Source organism: Lentzea aerocolonigenes, assembly GCF_000974445.1.
Taxonomy (GTDB): Bacteria; Actinomycetota; Actinomycetes; order Mycobacteriales; family Pseudonocardiaceae; genus Lentzea; species Lentzea aerocolonigenes.
In genome coordinates this window covers 66,546-86,355 of record NZ_BBOJ01000008.1, presented here as the reverse complement: position 1 = coordinate 86,355, position 19,810 = coordinate 66,546, and the positions used below count along the sequence as shown (strand labels likewise).

General features: G+C 69.4%; 21 protein-coding genes. 6 read left to right on the top strand and 15 right to left on the bottom strand.

Annotated elements, in window-relative coordinates; translation table 11 throughout:
* On the bottom strand, positions 1–1,488 hold the full coding sequence (locus AOM45_RS16925) for a sialidase family protein (RefSeq protein ID WP_030468334.1): 1,488 nt from the start codon (positions 1,486–1,488) through the stop codon (positions 1–3).
* A 100-nt stretch (positions 1,489–1,588) separates the two neighbouring features.
* Between AOM45_RS16925 and AOM45_RS16920 the strand changes: the two genes are divergently transcribed.
* Positions 1,589–2,140: a hypothetical protein gene (locus tag AOM45_RS16920; RefSeq protein ID WP_156093878.1), complete on the top strand. Its 552-nt coding sequence runs from the start codon at positions 1,589–1,591 to the stop codon at positions 2,138–2,140.
* Here the strand turns inward: AOM45_RS16920 and AOM45_RS16915 are convergent.
* From AOM45_RS16915 to AOM45_RS16905, 3 genes are all read right to left on the bottom strand, one after another.
* Positions 2,121–2,471, bottom strand: coding sequence for an antibiotic biosynthesis monooxygenase family protein (locus AOM45_RS16915; RefSeq protein WP_030468336.1), 351 nt, complete (start codon positions 2,469–2,471; stop codon positions 2,121–2,123). The two genes, AOM45_RS16920 and AOM45_RS16915, sit on opposite strands and share 20 nt — an antisense overlap.
* A gap of 92 nt (positions 2,472–2,563) precedes the next feature.
* Positions 2,564–4,216, bottom strand: coding sequence for a methyltransferase (locus AOM45_RS16910; RefSeq protein ID WP_030468337.1), 1,653 nt, complete (start codon positions 4,214–4,216; stop codon positions 2,564–2,566).
* 18 nt (positions 4,217–4,234) lie between these two features.
* Complete coding sequence (locus AOM45_RS16905; protein ID WP_201780000.1) at positions 4,235–5,383, bottom strand: 4-hydroxybenzoate 3-monooxygenase; 1,149 nt, start codon at positions 5,381–5,383, stop codon at positions 4,235–4,237.
* A 190-nt stretch (positions 5,384–5,573) separates the two neighbouring features.
* On the opposite strand from AOM45_RS16905, the gene AOM45_RS16900 reads away from it, so the two are divergent.
* Both AOM45_RS16900 and AOM45_RS16895 read left to right on the top strand, forming a co-directional pair.
* The gene (locus tag AOM45_RS16900; protein ID WP_030468339.1) at positions 5,574–6,557 is read left to right on the top strand and encodes a fatty acid desaturase family protein; all 984 of its coding nucleotides are present in this window, start codon (positions 5,574–5,576) and stop codon (positions 6,555–6,557) included.
* A 43-nt stretch (positions 6,558–6,600) separates the two neighbouring features.
* On the top strand, positions 6,601–7,302 hold the full coding sequence (locus AOM45_RS16895) for an SDR family NAD(P)-dependent oxidoreductase (RefSeq protein ID WP_030468340.1): 702 nt from the start codon (positions 6,601–6,603) through the stop codon (positions 7,300–7,302).
* Positions 7,303–7,306: 4 nt separating this feature from the next.
* On the opposite strand, the gene AOM45_RS16890 is transcribed toward AOM45_RS16895, so the two are convergent.
* The 9 genes from AOM45_RS16890 to AOM45_RS16850 form a co-directional block, all read right to left on the bottom strand.
* Positions 7,307–8,485 carry a cytochrome P450 gene (locus AOM45_RS16890; RefSeq protein ID WP_051783604.1) on the bottom strand — a complete coding sequence of 393 codons (1,179 nt, stop codon included), beginning with the start codon at positions 8,483–8,485 and terminating at the stop codon, positions 7,307–7,309.
* A 41-nt stretch (positions 8,486–8,526) separates the two neighbouring features.
* A complete protein-coding gene (locus AOM45_RS16885) occupies positions 8,527–9,309 on the bottom strand; it encodes an ABC transporter permease (RefSeq protein ID WP_030468342.1) in 783 nt (260 codons plus the stop codon).
* The gene (locus AOM45_RS16880; RefSeq protein WP_030468343.1) at positions 9,306–10,241 is read right to left on the bottom strand and encodes a daunorubicin resistance protein DrrA family ABC transporter ATP-binding protein; all 936 of its coding nucleotides are present in this window, start codon (positions 10,239–10,241) and stop codon (positions 9,306–9,308) included. The genes AOM45_RS16885 and AOM45_RS16880 overlap by 4 nt, the downstream gene beginning before the upstream one ends.
* Before the next feature lie 10 nt (positions 10,242–10,251).
* The gene (locus AOM45_RS16875; protein ID WP_030468344.1) at positions 10,252–11,094 is read right to left on the bottom strand and encodes a DUF4097 family beta strand repeat-containing protein; all 843 of its coding nucleotides are present in this window, start codon (positions 11,092–11,094) and stop codon (positions 10,252–10,254) included.
* 69 nt (positions 11,095–11,163) lie between these two features.
* Entirely contained in the window at positions 11,164–11,682 is a 519-nt protein-coding gene (locus tag AOM45_RS16870; RefSeq protein ID WP_030468345.1) for a ribbon-helix-helix protein, CopG family, read from the bottom strand.
* Between the two features lie 57 nt (positions 11,683–11,739).
* Entirely contained in the window at positions 11,740–12,537 is a 798-nt protein-coding gene (locus AOM45_RS16865; protein ID WP_030468346.1) for a TIGR02452 family protein, read from the bottom strand.
* A gap of 28 nt (positions 12,538–12,565) precedes the next feature.
* Positions 12,566–13,552 (bottom strand): glycoside hydrolase family 113 protein, encoded by a 987-nt coding sequence (locus tag AOM45_RS16860; protein ID WP_030468347.1) that lies wholly within the window; start codon positions 13,550–13,552, stop codon positions 12,566–12,568.
* Between the two features lie 76 nt (positions 13,553–13,628).
* Complete coding sequence (locus tag AOM45_RS16855) at positions 13,629–14,060, bottom strand: universal stress protein (RefSeq protein WP_051783605.1); 432 nt, start codon at positions 14,058–14,060, stop codon at positions 13,629–13,631.
* 2 nt (positions 14,061–14,062) lie between these two features.
* Positions 14,063–15,304, bottom strand: a complete 1,242-nt coding sequence (locus AOM45_RS16850; protein WP_030468349.1) for an SLC13 family permease — start codon at positions 15,302–15,304, stop codon at positions 14,063–14,065.
* A gap of 120 nt (positions 15,305–15,424) precedes the next feature.
* On the opposite strand from AOM45_RS16850, the gene AOM45_RS16845 reads away from it, so the two are divergent.
* A complete protein-coding gene (locus tag AOM45_RS16845) occupies positions 15,425–16,246 on the top strand; it encodes a DUF4082 domain-containing protein (RefSeq protein ID WP_081902194.1) in 822 nt (273 codons plus the stop codon).
* A gap of 3 nt (positions 16,247–16,249) precedes the next feature.
* On the opposite strand, the gene AOM45_RS16840 is transcribed toward AOM45_RS16845, so the two are convergent.
* Positions 16,250–16,690, bottom strand: a complete 441-nt coding sequence (locus tag AOM45_RS16840) for a MarR family winged helix-turn-helix transcriptional regulator (RefSeq protein WP_035910546.1) — start codon at positions 16,688–16,690, stop codon at positions 16,250–16,252.
* A gap of 60 nt (positions 16,691–16,750) precedes the next feature.
* On the opposite strand from AOM45_RS16840, the gene AOM45_RS16835 reads away from it, so the two are divergent.
* Positions 16,751–17,113: a nuclear transport factor 2 family protein gene (locus AOM45_RS16835; protein ID WP_030468351.1), complete on the top strand. Its 363-nt coding sequence runs from the start codon at positions 16,751–16,753 to the stop codon at positions 17,111–17,113.
* Here AOM45_RS16835 and AOM45_RS16830 read toward each other — a convergent pair.
* Positions 17,079–18,665: an ABC-F family ATP-binding cassette domain-containing protein gene (locus AOM45_RS16830; protein WP_372497463.1), complete on the bottom strand. Its 1,587-nt coding sequence runs from the start codon at positions 18,663–18,665 to the stop codon at positions 17,079–17,081. The genes AOM45_RS16835 and AOM45_RS16830 overlap by 35 nt on opposite strands.
* A 160-nt stretch (positions 18,666–18,825) precedes the next feature.
* Here AOM45_RS16830 and AOM45_RS16825 point away from each other — a divergent pair, with 160 nt between their 5' ends.
* Positions 18,826–19,782 (top strand): glycoside hydrolase family protein, encoded by a 957-nt coding sequence (locus AOM45_RS16825; protein ID WP_030468353.1) that lies wholly within the window; start codon positions 18,826–18,828, stop codon positions 19,780–19,782.
* Positions 19,783–19,810: the final 28 nt, after the last annotated feature.

Sequence of the window (19,810 nt, the reverse complement as noted above, 5' to 3'; positions counted from 1 at the left end):
TCAGCTGTGGTTCAGCCGCACGGCGTGCACGTCGGCGCCGTCCGCGATCGTCGAGGTGAAGAACGCGATGGTGCTGTTGCCCGAGATCGTTTCGAGGCCCATGTAGTCCCCGAGGAACAGGCCTCGCGGGTCACCGGGGGCGAAGTAGGAAATCGGGGCGGTGTAGTGGTTGAAGGGCCCGTGCAGGTGCTGTTCGGGCTCCCAGCTGAGTGTGCCGTCGTGCGAGTGGCGCACCCAGATGTCGGTGGTGGCGATGCCGTCACCGAGCACGTTGTTGCGGTCGTCCCAGTAGGTCACGGTGACCATGCCGGTGTCCGACACGTCGATCGCGTGGTTGTACGACTGCACGTTCGGCCCGCCGGTGGCGACGACGGTCGGTCCGGTCCAGTGCCGTCCACCGTCGGTGGACTTCACCAGCACGACCTTGTTCAGCGCCGTGCCGAGGCTGTCGGCCCAGACCACGTAGACCGCGCCGCTGGTCATGTCGACCGCGATGTCGGGCAGGTAGTCCTCCGCGCGGATCGGGAAACCGTCGTCCGGCACGAACAGCTGGGCGAACCCGATCGGCGCGATCTTCACCGGGGCCGACCAGTGCAGTCCGGCGTCACGCGAGGTCATGACGCTCATGTAGACGCCGTTGTCGTTGAAGGTTCCACCGGTGAACAGGTTCGCGGCGACGTTGTACAGCGTGCCGTCCGGGCCGACCGCGATCTGGTTGCCCTGCAAGTAGGTGTTCGAGTTGCGCATCGGCACCGGCGTCGACCACGTCAGTCCGCCGTCGGTGGTCCGGGAGAACATCGGCTGCCCGCGGTAGGCGAACGAGTGCAGGTCCGCGATCGGGTGTTGCTTGCCGTCGTTGGGATAGCTGCCGCGGATCCACGTCGCGTAGGCGTACCCGGCACGAGTCGGGTCGCCGGTGACAGAAACCTTGTCGTTGAAGACGAACCGGTCGCCGGCGTCCTCCTGGATGATCGTCGGCGGCCGCCAGGTCCCGGTGGCCCGGTCGAGGCTCGTGACCGAGATCGCGGACAGGCCGAGCGCGGCCGAGTCGATCGGCTGGCCGATGAAGTAGGCGTTGCCGGCCTTGTCGTAGCTCACCCACGGGTCGGTGACGCGGCCGAACCGCGTCGGGCCGCCCTGGCAGGCGCTCCACGGCACGTCCGGCAGCTTGCTCCACGACGCGCCGCCGTCGTGGGTGATCCACGACGACAGGCCGCGGGCGCCACCGTCCGGCCAGCGGTCCTGCTGGGTGGCGCCGATCATCTCGGCCGGGTTGACGGGGTTGACCGCCACCTGAGGCTCGACCTCGGTGTTGTCGTAGGCGGCGGCGAAGTCGGCCGAGGCGCCGAACGGGCAGGCCGTCAGCGCCGACGGGCCGCTGACCAGCACGTCGGCGCCGGCGGCGAAGGGTGCGGCCTGGGCCGCCGTGCCGAAGAGAACCAGAGGGACTGCTGCGGCGGCTGCGGTGAGCCGTCTGGTCGCATGCATGGGGGTACCTCCGAAGGCTTGCTTTCCCCCTCATGGGTGTATCGCCCCGTTCGCCCGAACCGTTGCGGTGTGCCAGCATTGCGCCCTCAGGAGGTGCCTGATGGCTCGTGCGGCAGGTGCGGCGATGCTCGTCGGCGGCGTCGTCGGGGCCCTCGCCTTCCTGCCGTTCACGCTGGCGCACGGCCCGACGTCGTACAACATCGAGCGCGAGGTCCTCGGCTGGGACATGCACCGCTGGGGCCTGCTCATGGGAACGGTCCCCGAGGTGCTGATCGCCGTGGGGCTCTGGCGTTCCCGTGAGCGCGTCGGCGAGCGCAGGGTGACGACCGCGGCGCTCGCCGTCATGTGCGTGACGATGCTGCTCTTCGCCGCGACGAACCTGTTCTTCGCAGCGATCGGGCCGCCGTTCGACCTCTTCCTGCTCGCGCCGGCCAGCGTGGTCGTGGCGTTGACGGCCACCGTTCGCGGCCCTGCGCGAGCACTGCTCGCCGCCCTCGCCGTCGCCCTCTGCTCGGCGACGGCGATCGGGCTGATCCCGTTGGAGACGTCGGACAGCTTCGGCGGCTACCGCATTTTCGGCCTCATCGCCTACGTCGGGGGCAACCTGCTCTGGGCGGCGTTCGGCGCGGTCCTCATGCGGTCGGACGGGTGAACCCGTGGCTCCGCTCCGCCTTCGCCACGTGCAGCGTGTAGCTCTCGTACCAGTCGTCCCGTCCGCGCTGCTGCGCCGCGCGGTGTTCGGCGTTGGTCCGCCACTGCCTGAGAGCGTCGGCGTCGCGGAAGTACCCGACGGTGATGCCCAGCCCGCCCGGGGTCTGCGCGTGGTCCATCCCCAGGTAACCGGGGACGTCCTTCACGAGCTCTTCCATCCGGTCGTTGGTCTCGCCGTACCCGCTCTGGTTCTGGGTGCGCACCGTCGTGAAGACCACCGCGTAGTAGGGCGGTTCGAAGGCCTGGATCGGCGTTGCAGGTTGATCGCTCACGGCGTCACGGTAGGTCGGCGCGCACCTCGTGATCCAACGACTTTCCCCGGCACCCGTTCTGCCCGGCGAGACCGGGCAGAACGGGTCACACGTCAGCGGCGCCGGGCGCGCATCACGTGGGCGTCCAGCGGCAACGAGTGCGTCTCGACCAGCTCGAAGCCGGTCTCGGCGAGCAGCGCGCGGTAGTCGGACTCGGTGCGCTCGCGGCCGCCGGTGTTGCAGAGCATGTGGATGTCCCACGGGATGGCGAGGGAGCTCGGGTCGCCCGTCTCCGGCAGCAGGCGCTCGATCACCAGCAGTTCGGCGTGTGCGGGCATGTTCCGCGCGCACGTGGCCAGGATGGTGCGGCACTGGTCGTCGTCCCAGTCGTGCAGCACGCGGGACAGCAGGTAGATGTCGCCGGTGGCCGGGACCTCGCGGGTGAAGTCGCCGGGGACCAGCGTGACGCGGTCCGCCAGGTCCGCGAGGCGTGGCCGGGCGGCGGCCAGGGCGTTCGGGAGGTCCAGCAGGACGCCGCGCAGCTCCGGGTGGGCGTGCAGGACTCGGGACAGCAGCTCGCCGTTGCCGCCTGCCACGTCGACCACGGTGCGGGCGCCGGAGAAGTCGACGACCTTGGTGACGCCGGTGAACATGGCGTTGCTCGCGGCCATGGAGCCGTGGAAGAGCTCCGCCAGTGCCGGATCCGTTGCCATGTGGGCGAAGTGGTGGGCGCCGAACGCCTTCGCGTAGGACTCCTGTCCACTTCGGACGGACTCGGTGAGCTCGGCGAACGACCGGTAGAACGGGCCTCCGTACATCAGGGCCAGTGGACGCATCGAGCCCGCGAGGTCCGAGCGCAGCAGCTCGCCCAGGTCGGTCAGGCCGTAGCGGTCACCGGAGAGGTGGACGACGGCGAGGGAGGCGAGGTAGCGCAGCAACCGGGCCAGGCTCTGCGGTTCGGTGCCGGTGGCCGCGGCGAGCGCGGGCAGGTCGTGAACCGACGCGAGGTGGTCGAGCAGGTGCAGTTCCGCGGCGGTCGCGATGGCCTGCGTGGCCCACGCCCCGGTGAGCAGGCGCAGCAGTTCGGTGCCGGCGCACGACTCGCGCTGGTGCGTCGCCTGCAGCTGCGGGAAACGGCCCGCGGAGACGAGCTCCAGCCGGCGGAAGGCGGGATCGGCGCAGTGCGCGTCGCGGAAGTAGAGGACGGTGCTGTTCTCGTAGCCGTTGTAGCCGCCGCCGTCGGGCCGCATGACGCCGGAGATCATCGTGCGCAACCCGCGCAGCAACACCGGGTCCGGTCGCCGCACGGCCAGCGCGACGTGGTTCTCCCGCTCGTGGCGGCGTTCGTCCTCCGCGATGTGCGCGAGCTCCGGTGGCGTCACCATCACGAAGATCTCCAGCTCGCACGGCCAGCCGTTGCGGTCGGAGACGGGCGCGCGCAGGATGCCGACGTTCAGTTCGGCGACGGGCACGGAGTACCGGCTGCTCAGCCGTTCGCGGACGACGACGCTGGGCGTCATCGTGCCGACCTCGATGCCGTGCCGCGCGAGCTCGTCCGCAAGCCCCACAAGGGTTTCCGGGAAGATCAGCAACGCGGCGTGGTCGAGCGTGGCGTGCCGCGTCACGGCGGCCCGCTGGTCGGGGTCCAGCGACGGTAGGGCACCGGCCAGGACGGAGTGGGTGTCGTGCGCCCTGATCAGCTCCATCGTCGCGGTGAGGCGGTCGAGGTCGGCAGCGGCGAGGACGGGTGTGCGGGTCGAGATCATGATCGTGGTTCCTGTGGCTCAGATGCCGACGTACTGCTCGGCGAAGAAGTTCTGGTGGGCGCGGGAGTCGCGCAGGCTGTCGAGCCGGGCGCGGCGCAGGCCGCGGTGGAAGTCGTCGTCCTGGCCGTGCAGGAGGTCGATCATCCAGCGCGAGAACTCCTGCGCCCGCCAGATGCGGGGCAGGCAGGTGCGCGAGTACGCGGCCAACGGCCGTTCGTCGTCGTGCAGGGCGGAGATCAGGGCGGAGGCCAGCACCTCGGCCTCCATGATCGCCAGGTTGGCGCCCTTGGCGGCGGACGGGCTGATCAGGCCGGCCGCGTCACCGGCGAGGAACATCCTGTCGTGCTGGATCGGGTCGGCGACCTCGGAACGCAGCCGCACGATCCGCCGTTCGAGGACCGGCCCCTGTTTGAGCTGCCCGAACTCGTCGGTGCGCAGCCGGGTGTCGAGGGCGGACCAGATCCGTTCGTCCGTCCAGGTCTCCGCGTCGTCGCCGGGAGGAACCTGGAGGTAGTACCGCGTCACCTCGGGGCTGCGCGCCATGTGGCCGGCGAACCCGTCGTCGTGGATGCCGTAGGTGACCGCGGCCATGCTCTGCGGCGCCTCCACCAGCAGTGCGAGCCAGCTGATGCCGTGGTCCTGCGGGTACCGCCGGGCCGCGAGTGCCGCGCGGGTCGCCCCGTTGCCGCCGTCGCAGCCTGCGAGGAACCGGCCGCTGACCACGGACTCACCCCGCTCGTCGCGGCACCGGATCGTCGCGGTGCGCGGGTCGACGTCGGTGACGGTGACGCCGAACCGGAGGTCGCCGCCCCGGTCGAGGTACTCGGCGATCAGGTCCGTGACGAGGTCCTGCTGCGGGTACACGGTGTGCACCTCGCCGGTGCCGAGCTCGCCGTAGTCCAGCTCGAACTCGCCGTCCTCACCGCGGAACGCGCAAACGCCGTGCGCATGTCCTTTGTGGAGCAATCCGGCACCGAGCCCGTGCTCGGTCAGCACCCTGGCGCTGTTCGGGCCGAGGAACCCGGCCCTGGCCCTGGTCTGCACCTGTTCCCGGCTCGCCCGTTCGACGATGACGGTGCCGATCCCCGCTGCACGAAGCAGGTTGCCTAACACGAGCCCTGCCGGCCCCGCGCCCACGATGAGCACGGTGGTGTGGTCGACCACCACTGCTGGTCCTCTCTGCGGATCGAGCTGTGGAGCAGAACTGGACAACAACGGCGCGGGCGGGTGCGAGCGGCTCGCCGGAGAAGTCGATCATGATCACTCCATCGTGTCGGCGTCGGCGGGACCCGTGCGGTTGGTGGTGCCTTCATCGCCTGTGCACGGGCTCGTCGCGCCGAGGGGGCATACTGCGCGAATGGCACTCCGGCAGGCGAGCGACTTCGCCGAGTTGGCCGCTTTGATCAAGCAGGCCCGCCTGCTCGACCGGCGGCGTGGTCACTACCTCGTCAGGATCGGCGTGAACCTGGCGCTCTACGCGGCGACGTGGGTGGCGTTCGCGCTGCTCGGCGACTCGTGGTGGCAGCTGGTGGTCGCCGCCGCACTGGCGGTGATGACGACCCAGCTGGCGTTCATCGGGCACGACGCCGGGCACAAACAGATCTTCGCCTCGAAGCGGTGGAACGAGATCGCCGGACACGTGCACAGCGGGCTGACCGGGGTCAGCTACGGCTGGTGGGTCGGCAAGCACAACCGGCACCACGCCAACCCCAACCACGAGGACGAGGACCCGGACGTCGACATCACGGTGCTCGCGTTCACCCGGCGGCAGGGCGAGGCCAAGCGCGGCCCGCTGCGGTGGATCGCATCGCACCAGGCGGTGTTGTTCTTCCCGATGCTGCTGCTCGAGGGTTTCGCACTGCACTCGCACTCGATCAGGCACTCGGGGCGTGAGCGGTACCTGATGATCGCGAACGTCGTGGTGTACCTCGCGGCGGTGTTCTGGGTCCTCTCCCCCGTTCAGGCCATTGCCTTCGTGGTGGTGCACCAGGGGTTGTGGGGTTTCTACATGGGGTGTTCGTTCGCCCCGAACCACAAGGGGATGCCGGTGCTCTCGGCGGGGCACTCGCTCGACTTCCTGCGCAAGCAGGTGCTCACCTCGCGCAACATCCGCGGCGGCTGGTTCGTGGACCTGCTGCTCGGCGGCCTGAACTACCAGATCGAGCACCACCTGTTCCCGAGCATGCCCCGGCCGCACCTGCGGCACGCGCAGGTGATCGTGAGCAAGTTCTGCACCGAGCGCGGGATCTCCTATGCGCAGTGCGGGTTGTTCCGCTCCTACGGGTACGTGCTGGAGCACCTGCACGAGGTGTCGGCGCCGTTGCGCAAAGCCGCCGTCTGATTCCCGCCAGAACTCCGCGCGGAGGTCGGCCAGGCTGGTCCGCATGGGATCACTTGAAGGAAAGACGGCTCTGGTCACCGGCGGCAGCCGCGGCATCGGAGCCGCGGTGGCCGCGAAGCTCGCCGCACTGGGCGCGCGGGTCGCGGTCACGTACCAGAACACGAAACCCGAAGGCGTCAAGGCGATTCGGGCCGACAGCGCCGACCCGGACGCCGTCGTGGCGGCGGTCGACGAGGCCGCGGCCGAGTTCGGGCGGCTCGACGTGCTCGTGAACAACGCCGGCACGTTCCAGGTGGGGCCGCTGGAGGAGCTCGGCAGGGAAGAGTTCGACCACACGATGGCGGTGAACGTCCGGGCGCCGTACCTGGCGGCACGAGCGGCGGCACGGCACATGCGGGAGGGCGGGCGGATCATCAGCATCGGCAGCAACGTCGCGGTCTACGCGCCGTTCCCCGGTTTCGCGCTCTACTCGGCCAGCAAGACCGCGCTGATCGGGATGACGAAGGGCCTGGCGCGTGAGCTGGGGCCGCTGGGCATCACGGCGAACATCGTGAACCCCGGTCCGACGGACACCGACATGAACCCGGCGGACGGGCCGATGGCGGAGACGATTCGCGGGCTGACCGCGCTGGGGCGGTACGGCGAACCGGAGGAGATCGCGGCGGTCGTGGCGGCGTTGGCGGGGAACGCCGGTGCGTACGTCACCGGCGCCAGCATCAACGTCGACGGTGGTTTCACCGTCTGAGCCGCTACTTCCAGGTCACCGGCAGGGCGTGCACGCCGTAGATGTTCATGTCGGTCCTGAGCTTCACGTCACCAGCGGGAACGGCCAGCCGCAACGTCGGGAACCGACGCAGCAACCCCTCGAAGCCGGCCCGCATCTCGATGCGGGCCAGCTGCTGGCCGAGACACTGGTGAACGCCGTGCCCGAACGACAGGTGGCCGCGGGCGTTGCGGTGCACGTCGAGGCTGTCGGGGTGCTCGTAGCGCTGCGGGTCGTGGTTGCCCGCCAGCAGCGACAGGATGACCGTGGAGCCCTCGCGGATCGTCTCCCCGAAGAACTCGATGTCCTCGGCGGCGTAGCGGTAGAACACGTCGGCGACCGCCAGGTAGCGCAGCAGTTCCTCGACGGCGTCGGGAACCAGCTCCGGGTTCGCCCGCAGTGCGGCCAGTTGTTCCGGGTGCTCCAGCAACGCGAACGTGCCCAGCGCCAGCATGTTCGCCGTCGTCTCGTGCCCCGCGAGCAGCAGCAGGAACGCCATGCCGGTGAGTTCCTCGAGGCTGAGGTCCTCGTCGCGGGCCAGGTCGGACAGCAGGTCGTCAGCGGGTTCGGCGCGCTTGGCGGTGACGAGCTCGTACAGGAACGTGTGCATCGCCATGTACGCGGCCATCTTGTCCTCCAGGTTCACCTCCCGCTCCATGAACTTGGCGGTGTTGCGCTGGAACGTCTCGCGGTCCGCGTACGGCACGCCGAGCATCTCGCAGATCACGAGTGACGGCACCGGAAGCGTGAACTCCGCGACGAGGTCGACCGGCGGGGTGAGCTTCGCGAGCTCGTCCAGCTGCCGTTCGGTGATCTCGATGATCCCCTCCTCCAGCGCCTTCATCCGCTTGACGGTGAACGCGCCGGTCAGCTTGCGCCGCAACCGGGTGTGGTCCGGCGGGTCCATGGTGATGAAGAGTCCCGGTGTCACCGGTGACGGCTCGGTCTGCTCCGGCATGCCGGGCGTCGGGAACGGCACGTGGATGATGCCGAGGTCCTGGCGTGAGCTGAACCTGGTGTCCCCCAACGCCTGCCGGACCGCTTCGTAACCGGTGACGAGCCAGCCCTCGTGGCCGTCGGGGAAGAGCATCGGGCTGACCGGACGGGTCGCGCGCACCGCGGTGATCTGGCTGGGCGGGTCGAACGGGGTGACGTCGCGATCCATGGGAAGGCCGTGCAACATGGCAGTGCTCTCTTTCGGCTGGTTCAGCGGGTGGATTCGCGGTTGAACAGCTTCTTGGACCACAGGTAGCCGCCGAACCCGATGACGAGGCACCAGGCCAGGGCGATCCAGCCGTCGTTGCCGATCGGCGTGCCCATCAGCAGGCCGCGCAGGGCGCTGATGAACGGGGTGAACGGCTGGTACTCGGCGAACCACCGCAGCACGGTCGGCATCGAGTCGGTGGGCACGAAACCGTTGCCGAAGAACGGCAGCAGGATCAGCGGCAGGCCGACGTTGCTCGATCCCTCGACGGTCTTGCTCGCGAGCCCGAGTGCGGCGGACAGCCAGATGAGCGCGAACGCCATGGCCACCATCAGACCGGCCAACGCGAGCCAACCGGCCACGCTCGCGTTCGGCCGGAAACCGATGAGCACCGCGACCCCGAGCACGAACGAGATGCTCAGCACGGTCTGCACCAGGCTGCCGACGACGTGTCCGGTGAGGACGGACACACGGGCGATGGGCATGGTGCGGAAGCGGTCCACGATGCCCTCGGTCATGTCCAGGGCGATGGAGATGGTCGTGCCCTGCACGGCGGAGGTGATCGCCATCAGGATGATCGTCGGGGTGACGTAGTTCAGGTACTCGGCGCGTCCGCCGGTTGGTCCGCCGATGCCGGCCCCGAGCGTGCCGCCGAAGACGTAGACGAACAGCAGCAGGAAGACGACCGGCATGAGCAGCAGCTGGAACGTCATCGAGGGGTAGCGGATCACGCGCTTGAGGTTGCGACGGATCATCGTCGCCGAGTCGGCCAGTGCGTAACTCATGAGTGGGCCACCGTTTCGGGCTTGCCGGTGAGGGCGAGGAAGACGTCGTCGAGGTCGGGGGTGTGCATGCTCAGCGACTCGACCTCGACCGCGTTCTGGTCGAGCCGGTCGAGCAACGCCTTGAGCGAGCGGACGCTGCCGTCGTTGGGCACGCGCAGGGCGAGCGCCTCGCCGTCACGGGTCGCGGAGCCGATGAGCCGTGCCGCGGACTCCAGTTCGCGGAGTTCGTTGAACTGCAACAGGACGTGCCCGCCGGGGATGCGGCGCTTCAGCTCGTCCGCGGTGCCCTCGGCGACGATCCTGCCGTGGTCCAGCACCGCGATCCGGTCGGCGAGCTCGTCGGCCTCCTCCAGGTACTGGGTGGTGAGGAAGATCGTGACGCCGCCCGCCACGATCCGCCGCACGATGTCCCACATGGCACGGCGCCCGCGCGGGTCGAGACCGGTGGTCGGCTCGTCGAGGAAGATCACCTGAGGCGACCCGACGAGCGTCATCGCGAGGTCGAGGCGGCGCCGCATGCCGCCCGAGTACGTCGACGCGGGCTTGTCGGCCGCGTCCGCGATGTCGAACTGTTCCAGCAACGACTGGACCTTGACCTTGCCTTCGGCGCGACCGAGGTGGTTCAGGTCCGCCATCAGCTTGAGGTTCTCCCGGCCCGTCAACAGGTTGTCGACGGCGGAGAACTGGCCCGTGACACCGATCGCCTCGCGGACGGCGTCGGGATCACGCGCGACGTCGTGACCGGCGACCGACGCACTGCCGCCGTCGGCCCTGATCAGCGTGGACAGGATCTTGACCGTGGTGGTCTTGCCCGCACCGTTCGCGCCGAGCAACGAGAAGACGGTGCCGCGCGGGACGCTCAGGTCGACACCCTTGAGCACTTCGTTGTCGCCGTAGGACCTGCGCAGGCCGCTCGCGGTGATCGCGTTCATCGTGTTCCCCTCAGGCACGGCGGACGGTGATGTCGCCGAAGGACGTGTGGGCGGTGATCTTGACGGTCTCGGCGGCGTCGCCAGGGCCTTCGCCGGTCGACATCGAGTTGTGCACGCGGCCGAAGCCGGTCTTGGTGTCGAGCCACGCGGCGGTGCCCTCGGCGATGCCGATCTCGATGCTGCCCATCGCGGTGTTCAGCGTGGCCGTGTCGCGCACGACCTCGCCGACGGTGAGGGATCCCATGGCGCTCTTGGCTTCCAGCGCTCCCCCGACCCGTTCGGCGGTGATGTCCCCGTTGGCGGCGCGGGCCCGCAGGTCACCGTCGACCGCGCCGATCTCGGTGTTGCCGTTCGAGTTCTTGACCGTCAGCGACCCGGCGACCGAGCCGACGCGGACGTGCCCGCTGCCGGTCTTGACCTCCGCGTTGCCCGTGACGGCACCGACGCGGACCTGCCCGGCGCCGGTGTCGATCTTCAACGGCCCGGTGCGGTCGACGTGCACGTGGCCCGCCGACATGTCGATCTCGGTCTGCCCCAGCACACCGGTGGTGCGGGTGCTGCCCGCGGTCACGTCGGCGTCCACTTTGGACCCCGTGGGCAGCTCGACCACGATGTCGACCGACCTGGTCTTCTTGGAGAAGTCGAACGTCCGCTTCGGCCCGCGGATCGTCAGCACGCCGTCGGCGTAGTCGACGCGGGTCTTCTGCGCCGCCTCGACGTCGGAGGAGTCCGACGGGTCGGACGGCCGCACGTCGACCACGGTGTCGACGCGGTCACTCGCGAGGATCTGGACGAAGCCCGCGTAGACGTCGATCAGGACGGAAATCGGTTCGTACGTGTCGTAAGAAGGCATGGCTGTCCCCTCAGAAGGTGCTCGAAGAACGTCTCCGCAGGTCAGAGACGTGAAGTGAAAAGCTGTGGGTTAACGGACCCAGCCGACGAAACGCTGCGACGCGGGGGCGGGCCCACCGCGCAGCGGTTCGGCGCCGGGCCTGGGCGTCAGCTGGGCCGACGCGGCGCGCACCAGCCACGCGTTGACCGAGCGGCCCTCCTTGGCCGCGGCCTCGTCGATCGCCGCCTTGAGCGGTTCGGGCAGGCGGACGTTGATGCGCACGGTGGTGCCGTCCTCGAAGCCGGCCGCCACGTCCTCGGAGGGTGCCGCGACGGGCTCCGGCGTGGCGGCGACCGGCTGCTCCACCGGGCGGCGCGTCACGACGAACTTGGGGTCACGACCCCGCAACAGCACCTGCACCGAGTCCGGCGCCAGGTCCGCGGTGATCTCGTCGGCGGCGGCGGACAGCGCTTCGAGCAGCGCCAGCCGGATCGCCGACTCCATCGTCACGGTCAGCCGCTCGACCAGCGCGCTCGCCTCTTCGCCGCCTGTCTCGACGGCGGTCAGCAGCTCGCGGCCGAGGGAGGCCACATACGGGGTCAGATCCATGGCACCACTATGGCACACCGTGGCACCACCAGCAAGCAATTCTGGCTCAGCTTGGCATCACTTTGGCTCACCGCAGGTCAGCCCGGTGAACGCCGTCAGTGCCGGCGCGCCCTTCTGCCGGTCCAGCACAGCGAAGACGACGTGGTCGAAGTACGGGTTGTCCCGCAGCGCGATCCGGAACGTCTCGGCGACGGTCGCGGGGTCGTTGCCGAAGACCCCGCAGCCCCACGCGCCCAGCACGAGCCGCCGATGACCGTGCGCGGCGGCGACGTGCAGCACGCGGACGGCACGGCGCAACAACGCGGCGGGGATGCCGTCGGCGCGGTCGGGCTGGGTGCGCAGGATCGCGGACCGGTTCGGTGCCGCGGCGGTGAGGAACGAGACCTCGTAGGGCTGCGGCAACAGGTTTCCCCTGTCGTCGCGGAACACCGGCACGCGAGGTGAGTAGATCACGCGATCGCTGTAGGTGAGGTCCTCGTGCGCCCGGTGGTACGCGTAGAAGTCACCGGCGGTGCGCAGGCACGGGTAGAGCGCTGACCCGCGGGCGACGCTCTCCTCCTGTGCCTGCGCACCGTTGAGGAACCCACCGCCGGGATTGCGGGCGGAGGCGAAGACCAGGCAGGCGAGGTCACCGCCCAGCCGGCGGGTGGCCTCCGAAGTGGACTCGTTGGTGACGTCGATCCGCACCGCCGATGCCTTGGAGGGCAACGAAAGCTGCTCATCCGGCAGGTGGAGCCTGGTGCCCGAAACAGCGGGAACGACGTCGATCGAGACCTCGCCCGCCTCGGTGGAGTAGGAACCCCGCTCCGAGATCTCGACGGTCTCGCGGGCGATCGCACGCAGTCTGCTGCTCATGATGCCCGCGATTGTGCCAAGCGGGACTTCACACCCGCGCGTAGATTTCCGCGACCGCCCCGAACGCCGCCTTCGGCTCCCACGACAGGTCGTCGTACACCTTGACGATGCCGGGACCGGCCATGTCGAGGTCGCGGCTCGGGTCGTCCGGCCGGTGCGGATAGTTGTTGAGCGCGAACATGTAGACGAACGCCGCGTCCACCTTCTCGGCCTCGAAGATCTCCAGCAGCTCACGCAGGTACGCGGCCTGCTCCTCCTCGTCCCGGACGTACCCCTCCTTCACCCGCACCGCACGTCCGGACGAGTCGTGCTCGACGATCTCCATGCTGCGCGGCGCCACGGCCCCCGAACCGCGCCACGCCGCCGTGCCGAACCCCGTGATCGCGACGGGCTTGCCCTGCGCCACGACGTTGCGGATGCTCTCGGCGTACACGTCGGCGACCTCGGCCGACCGGATCAGCTCGAACGACATGACGTCGAACAGGCTCCAGTCGACGCCCTCGAACGGGATGCAGGCGTAGGTGAGCCTGCCCTGGAAGTGTTCCCGCACAACGGCGACGGCCTGCCGCAGGAACTCGTTGAGCCGTGCGCTGATCTCGCGGAACCGCTCGGGCTTGCCCAGGATTCCGCCCAACCGCTCCAGGACGTCGCCGCCGGGCATGAACCCGGAGTTCATGATGCTCAGCTCGACGCCGGTCACGAACACGACCTCGGCGCCGTCGGCCCGGATCCGCTCGGCCCGCTGTGCGCAGTCCGCGAAGAGCTCCAGGATCTCGGCCGGTCCGAGCTCCAGCGGGTACGGCGAGAACCAGACCTCGAGCCCCAGCGAGGCGGCGATCCGGGCGGCCTGCTCCAGCCGCTGCGCCGAACCTCCGACCAGGTGCACGGCGTTGCAGTGCAGTTCGTCCCGGATGACCGTCAGGTCCCGCTCGACCACCTCCAGGTCGAACTTCGCCAGCGAGATCTCGCCGTGGCGGACGAAACCGGTGTCGTACGCGATGCCCTTGGCACGCATGAGTCCTCCCCTTCCACTCTCGGAGTCCCGAGGTTAGAGGAGAAAAGTGCGTGCACGCAAGTTTTCTTCTACGCAGTTATGTCGGCCAGACCAGCAGCACGGGACACGGCGCGTGGTCGACGACGAACCGGGTCGCGTGACCGAGGCTGCGCGGACCGGCGTGGCTCACGTCGCCGTCGCGGCAGAGGATCAGCAGGGAGGCTTCCCCGGCGGCGGCAACGACTTCGTGCTCGACCCGGCCGATCCGCGCGGACGTGGTGCACGGCAGACCGAGGCGCTCGGCGGCCGCGTCGAGCAGCTGTGCCGCGTGTCCGGCGGCGAGGTCGTCCAGCCTGGTGCCGGGGTCGCGGGAGGAACGGCCGAAGAGTCCGGCGAAGGCACCGTGCGCCGCGCCCGGCACGTCGTGGTCGCTCACGTGCAGCAGCAGGAACTCGGAACCCTCGTACGCGCGTGCGGCGTCCACACAGGACTGCCAGGTGTCGTCGGCGATCCACACGAGGACCGTCATGGTCATCCTCCGATCACGTGCAGGGACGCCCACAGTGCCACGACGGCGCCGATCAGGGTGGCAGGCACGGCGAGCAGACCGAGCTTGGTGAACTCCGGCAGGTTCACCTCGGTGTCGTGGTCGTGCACGATCCGCCGCCACAGCAACGTCGCGAGCGACCCGGCGTAGGTGAGGTTGGGACCGAGGTTCACGCCGAGCAGCACCGCGAGCACCAGCCCTGGTCCCATCGGCGCGACCAGCGGCAGCAGCACGAGCACCGCCGGCAGGTTGTTGATCACGTTGGCCAGCACGGCGGCCACGAAGGCCACCCCGAGCAACGCGAGCAGCCCGTGACCGCTCGGCACGACGTGCCGCAGGAGATCGTCCAGACCGTTGTCGACCACGGCCCGCACCACGATCCCCAGCCCGAGCACGAACGCGAGGAACGGCAGCGAAGCCGCCTGCACGACCTTGAGCACCGTCGTCCGCTTCCGCACGAGCGCACGGACCGCCATCGCGACCGCGCCCGCGCACGCCGCCCACGCCGGGTCGATCCCGGTGGCCGACGCGACCACGAACCCGGCCAGCGTCAGTCCGACCGTCGCGAGCGCGAACACGGGCAGCTCGCGCGGCTGCTGCACGGACGGCGCGTGGGCGGGCGCGTCGAGATCGGTGCGGAAGAACCACCGGAACACCACGTACTCCAAGGCGATCGCCACCACCCACGGCAACGCCATCAGCGCCGCGAACCGCGTGAAGCTCAGCCCGCTGGACGCGAACGCCAGCAGGTTCGTCAGGTTCGACACCGGCAGCAGCAGCGACGCGCTGTTGGACAGGTGCGTGCACGCGTAGACGTGCGGCTTCGGCCGTACGCCGAGTTGTGCCGCGGTCGCGAACACGACCGGTGTCAGCAGCACGACCGTGGCGTCCAGGCTGAGCACCGCCGTGGTCGCCGAGGCCGCGACGAACACCCCGCCCAGCAACGTCCGCGGCCGCCCGCCGGACGCGCGTGCCATCCAGGTGCCGCACGCGTGGAACAGCCCGTCGTCGTCGCAGAGCTGCGCGAGCACGAGGATGGCGGCCAGGAACCCGATCACGGGCCCCAGCCGCACCGTCTCGTCCACGACGTGGTCGAAGGGCAACGCCCCCACGAGCACGACCAGGACCGCCGCGGGCACCGCGACGACGGCCTCGGGCCAGCCCCACGGTCGCACGACCGCACAGACCAGCACGGCCACCAGGAGCAACACCGAAAGCGCGAGCACGGCACAAAACTAGGTCATCTCGGCCGCCTGGTGGACACGGGTACGACCGTCAGCTGAACGAGGGCGGGCTGATCGGTCCATCGCCGTAACCGCGGCTCTACCAGGGACGATTCGCCGTACATGAGACGATTAGCAGTACTGCTGCTGGCACTTGTCCTGGTCTCTCCCACTCCGGCCTTCGCGGACGGCCCGCAGGTCTACATGTCCTCCCCGACCGCGGAGGCGTCCGTCCCGCTGAACGAACCGCTCATGGTCATCGGCGGCGCCGTCAACGGCGAGGCCGGCGGCATCACCGACGTCGACGTCACCACCGACGACGGCGCGACCTGGACGACCCTCGACGCACAGGGCGAGCGGTGGATGTACGTGATCACGCCGACCACGCCCGGCCCGTTGACGTTCAAGGCCCGTGCCCACACCGCGTCCACCACGGGCCCGATCACCCAGCTGCGCACGATCCACGTCGGCGGCACGACGCTTCCGCCGGTGACCCGTGACACCACCTTCTTCTTCGAGAACATCCCGAGCTCGAACGTCTGGGACGCCGACGACCAGGCCGTCGAGCTCGGTCTGCGCACCAGCGTCGACCGTCCGGGCTCGATCGTCGGGGTCTACCTGCGGCGCGGCAACTACCGGGGTCCGGTGACCGCGCGGGTCTACGCGTCGAACGGCGTGCTGCTGGCCGAGCAACCGTCCTCCGGCGACGCGAGCCAGATCACCTTCGCCACCCCAGTTCCCGTGGCACCCGGCACCGAGTACGTCGTCTCGTACTTCACACCGGCGGGTGGTTACGTCTCAACGGAGAACTACTTCGTGGGCAATGTCGTGCAGCCGCCGTTCCGCGCGTCCGCGAACGCCGGCGTCTACCGCTACGGAGGCGGTTTCCCGACGGACACGTGGAACGCCAGCAACTACTGGGTCCAGCCGATCTTCCGGCCGTGAGCCCTACTCGCCCGGCGCGACCCGGCGCCTGAGCACGTTCTCGGTGCCGCCGGTCTCGTCGAGCAACCGGACGAGAGCCTGCTTGGCCTCGTCGGTGCCCACCTTCGCGTCCAACCTGCGCCGGAGCCGGCGGCTGTCCTTCACCAGCCGCCGGCCGCGTTCGGTGAGCTGCGCCCGCCTGATCCGGCTGTCCGCGCTGTCGGGCACGCGCGTGACGTAGCCGAGCCGTTCCAGTTCGAGCAGCTGCTTCGACGCGGCCTGCTGGGTGACGCCGAGCAGCTCTCCCAGTTCGGACACCGTGGGCGCGCCCTCGATCAGGTGCTGGATCACGTACCCGTGCGAGACGCGGACGCCCTCGTGCCCGATCTCGTGCAGCTGCTTGAGGATCGCGTCGTTCGCCGAGCTGCCCGCCAGGTGGGCGAGGGTCGCGAGGTCGAGGTCCATCAGGTCCACGGCGCACATCCTCACATTGACAACCACGGTTGTACAACTATGGTTGTGGACATGGACGCCATCACCTCACTGCACAGGGCTCTCGAAGCCGGGCAGTCCGGCGACGAGCTGCGCGGGTTCTTCACCGCCGACGCGGTGACCGTCGAACACCCGAACCTGATCAAACCCGCCGGTGCGCGCATGTCCGCGGACGAGATGGCCGCGGCCTCGGTGAAGGGTGCCGGACTGCTGTCGAGCCAGAAGTACGACGTGCACTCGACGGTGCGTTCCGGCGACACCACGATCGTCCGGCTGACGTGGACCGGCGTGCTGCGGACAGGCGAGCAGCTCGTCGCGCACATCGCACAGTTCGTGGACACGCGCGACGGGCTGATCAGCTCTATCGAGACGTACGACTGCTACGAGCCATTCTGAGCTCCTCACCTCTCCACCGCTTGCGCAGCAACCGGTCGTGCGAGGCCACGACGACCGCGCCGGGGTAGTCGGCCAGTGCCGCTTCGAGCTCCTCCACCAGCGCGAGCGACAGGTGGTTGGTCGGCTCGTCGAGCAGCAGGACGTCGGATTCCTGCCGCAGCAACCGGGCGAGCGCGAGCCGCCGCCGTTGCCCGATCGACAACGCGCCGACCGGTGTGGCGAAGTCGGTCTCGTGGAACAGTCCCAGCGCCCTGAGCCGCTCGGCACTCGCGCCGAACGCGGCCAGCACGGTCTGTTCCGGGTTCCGCACCACGGTTTCCTGTGGCAGGTAACCGACGACGCCGTGGCGGGTGACCGTGCCGCGGTCGGGTTCGAGGACGCCCGCGAGCACGTCGAGCAACGTCGACTTGCCGGCGCCGTTCGGTCCGGTCACCAGAAGTCGTTGCCCTGCCTCGACGGTCAGCTCACCGACGCACATCCGCCGGTCGACGTTCGCCTCCCTCAGTTCGAGCACCACGCCCTCTCTGCTCGCCGCGTCGAGCGGGGCGTTGAGGCGCAACGGTTCCGGCGGCTTCGGCACCGGGTCGGCGCGCAGCCGCTCCAGCCGTTCGGACGCACTGCGCACCCGCGTCCTGATCGACGCCTGCACGCGCCGGCCGTCGCCGTTGTACTTGCACTTGTTGTGATCCGGGATCGGCCGCCCCGGCGCGACGCGATGTGCCGTCGTACCACGCCACTCGGTCCAGTGGCCGATCTCGCCGACCCACTCCGCGTAGGCCTGCTCCCACCGCTGCCGTGCCGCCTTCTTCTCGGCGACGTAGCCCGCGTACCCGTTGCCGCAGCGGGTGATCGAGCGGTGGTCGACCTCGATGATCGCCGTGCTGACCCGCTCCAGCAGCAGCCGGTCGTGCGTCGCCACGACCAGCGTGCCCCGGTGCTGCTGGAGCCTGTTCTCCAGCCACTGCAGCGCCTCGTCGTCGAGGTGGTTCGTGGGTTCGTCGAGCAGCAGCAGTTCCGGTTCGGCCGACAGCACACCGGCCAGCGCGAGTCTCGCCCGCTGCCCGCCGGACAACGTGCCGAGCCGTCGTTCCCGTGCGACACCGCCGATGCCCAGCGCGGACATGGCGGCCTCGACCCGCGCGTCGGCCGAGTAGCCGTCGCGCAGCTCGAACGCGGTGAGCAGGTCACCGAGCTCGCCGAGCCGCTCGTGCTCGGCCGCGGCCGCGATCTGCTGCTCCAGCAGGCGGATCTCGACGAGCGCGGCGTCGATCGCGTCACCGACGGTCGCCTCGCCGGGCAGGTCGAGCACCTGCGCGAGGTACCCGACGCCCTGCGCGACCACGGTGACCTCGCCGTCGTCCGGCACGTCCTGCCGGGCCAGCAGCCGCAGCAACGTGGACTTGCCGGAGCCGTTCTCCCCGACCACACCGGCCTTCTCGCCCGGCCGGACCGTCAGCGAGACGTCGTCGAGCACCTTCTTGTGAGCAAAGCTCTTCGTGACGTTCTTGAGCGTCAGCTGACCTGACATGAGACCCCCACCGCCGAAAGACATCGGAAACGGACGCACGTGCGTGCCGGAGCGGGGTCAGAAGATCACGAGGTCAAGGCTGCCATACACCGCACGAGAGCGCAACGGCATACCGGTCGCATACCGGCTCTCATACTCGCTCCCGCTTGCCTCTGGCCTGATCACGAACGAAGGGAGACCGGCGATGACCGGCGAGAAGCAGTACAGCCGCCGCGCGATGGGCAAGCTGGCGGCAGGTGCCATCGCGGCGGCGGGCCTGGCGTCGCTGCCGGGACAGGCGTCGGCCGCGCCGTTCTACCGCGCGCACGGCCCGTTGCTGACCGACGGCTACCAGACGTGGCTCGACGCGATCACCAACCAGGGCGCGAACCTCGCCAAGGTCGTCACCGGCTGGGGCACGCCCGGCCCCGGCCCGTGGGCGAACTACCCCGACCACGTGTGGACCGCGGCCGGCGCGACGAACTTCCTCATCGTCCGCACCGTCACCGGCGACACCGACAACGTGATCGACCCGAACCGCGCGGTGGCAGAGATCCGCGACTCGCGGTTCTTCGAGTACAAGCGCATCCGCTCAGGCGCCGACAAGTGCATCATCGAGCTCGGCAACGAGCCGAACATCCGCGTCGCCGACCCGTGGGTCTACGGTTACAACCTGGGCGTCACGATCGACCGCATCCGCGAGACCTTCCCCGGAGCCAAGATCTGCGGCACCGCGCTCTCGCCGAACAAGGGCACGAACCCCGACACGTGGTACGCCAACCCGAACTTCGTCAACGCGATCAAGAAGTGCGACTTCGTGGGCGTGCACTTCTACAGCAACGCGGACGACGGCAACTTCGCGAACCAGGGCAGCTGGAACGAGCTGACGTACTCGGAAACCCTGTCGCGGTGCGCGTCGAAGTGGCCGGGCAAGCCGGTGATCGCGACCGAGTACTCGATGAGGACCACCGCGCTCACGCCGTACCAGAAGGGCTACAAGTACGGGAACTTCCTCCACTTCGACGACTCGGTGGCCGGCAGCCTGTGGGGCGCCACCTACTACCACGTGCAGACCAACCCGAGCGGCGTCGACTTCCACGAGAACGTCGGGTCCGAGGGTGCCCGCGGCTACCGCAAGCGCCTCTCCGAGGGTGGTCTCTGAGCTAAACTGGAGGCCGATCTACCTGGGG

Coding starts and splice junctions, on each gene's coding strand:
- AOM45_RS16925 (WP_030468334.1), bottom strand. CDS start 1,488: ATGCATGCGACCAGACGGCTCACCGCAGCCGCCGCAGCAGTCCCTCTG.
- AOM45_RS16875 (WP_030468344.1), bottom strand. CDS start 11,094: ATGCCTTCTTACGACACGTACGAACCGATTTCCGTCCTGATCGACGTC.
- AOM45_RS16855 (WP_051783605.1), bottom strand. CDS start 14,060: ATGACGGTCCTCGTGTGGATCGCCGACGACACCTGGCAGTCCTGTGTG.
- AOM45_RS16870 (WP_030468345.1), bottom strand. CDS start 11,682: ATGGATCTGACCCCGTATGTGGCCTCCCTCGGCCGCGAGCTGCTGACC.
- AOM45_RS16825 (WP_030468353.1), top strand. CDS start 18,826: ATGACCGGCGAGAAGCAGTACAGCCGCCGCGCGATGGGCAAGCTGGCG.
- AOM45_RS16840 (WP_035910546.1), bottom strand. CDS start 16,690: ATGGACCTCGACCTCGCGACCCTCGCCCACCTGGCGGGCAGCTCGGCG.
- AOM45_RS16900 (WP_030468339.1), top strand. CDS start 5,574: ATGGCACTCCGGCAGGCGAGCGACTTCGCCGAGTTGGCCGCTTTGATC.
- AOM45_RS16860 (WP_030468347.1), bottom strand. CDS start 13,552: ATGCGTGCCAAGGGCATCGCGTACGACACCGGTTTCGTCCGCCACGGC.
- AOM45_RS16895 (WP_030468340.1), top strand. CDS start 6,601: ATGGGATCACTTGAAGGAAAGACGGCTCTGGTCACCGGCGGCAGCCGC.
- AOM45_RS16910 (WP_030468337.1), bottom strand. CDS start 4,216: ATGATCTCGACCCGCACACCCGTCCTCGCCGCTGCCGACCTCGACCGC.
- AOM45_RS16920 (WP_156093878.1), top strand. CDS start 1,589: ATGGCTCGTGCGGCAGGTGCGGCGATGCTCGTCGGCGGCGTCGTCGGG.
- AOM45_RS16865 (WP_030468346.1), bottom strand. CDS start 12,537: ATGAGCAGCAGACTGCGTGCGATCGCCCGCGAGACCGTCGAGATCTCG.
- AOM45_RS16845 (WP_081902194.1), top strand. CDS start 15,425: ATGAGACGATTAGCAGTACTGCTGCTGGCACTTGTCCTGGTCTCTCCC.
- AOM45_RS16880 (WP_030468343.1), bottom strand. CDS start 10,241: ATGAACGCGATCACCGCGAGCGGCCTGCGCAGGTCCTACGGCGACAAC.
- AOM45_RS16885 (WP_030468342.1), bottom strand. CDS start 9,309: ATGAGTTACGCACTGGCCGACTCGGCGACGATGATCCGTCGCAACCTC.
- AOM45_RS16830 (WP_372497463.1), bottom strand. CDS start 18,665: ATGTCTTTCGGCGGTGGGGGTCTCATGTCAGGTCAGCTGACGCTCAAG.
- AOM45_RS16890 (WP_051783604.1), bottom strand. CDS start 8,485: ATGGATCGCGACGTCACCCCGTTCGACCCGCCCAGCCAGATCACCGCG.
- AOM45_RS16835 (WP_030468351.1), top strand. CDS start 16,751: ATGGACGCCATCACCTCACTGCACAGGGCTCTCGAAGCCGGGCAGTCC.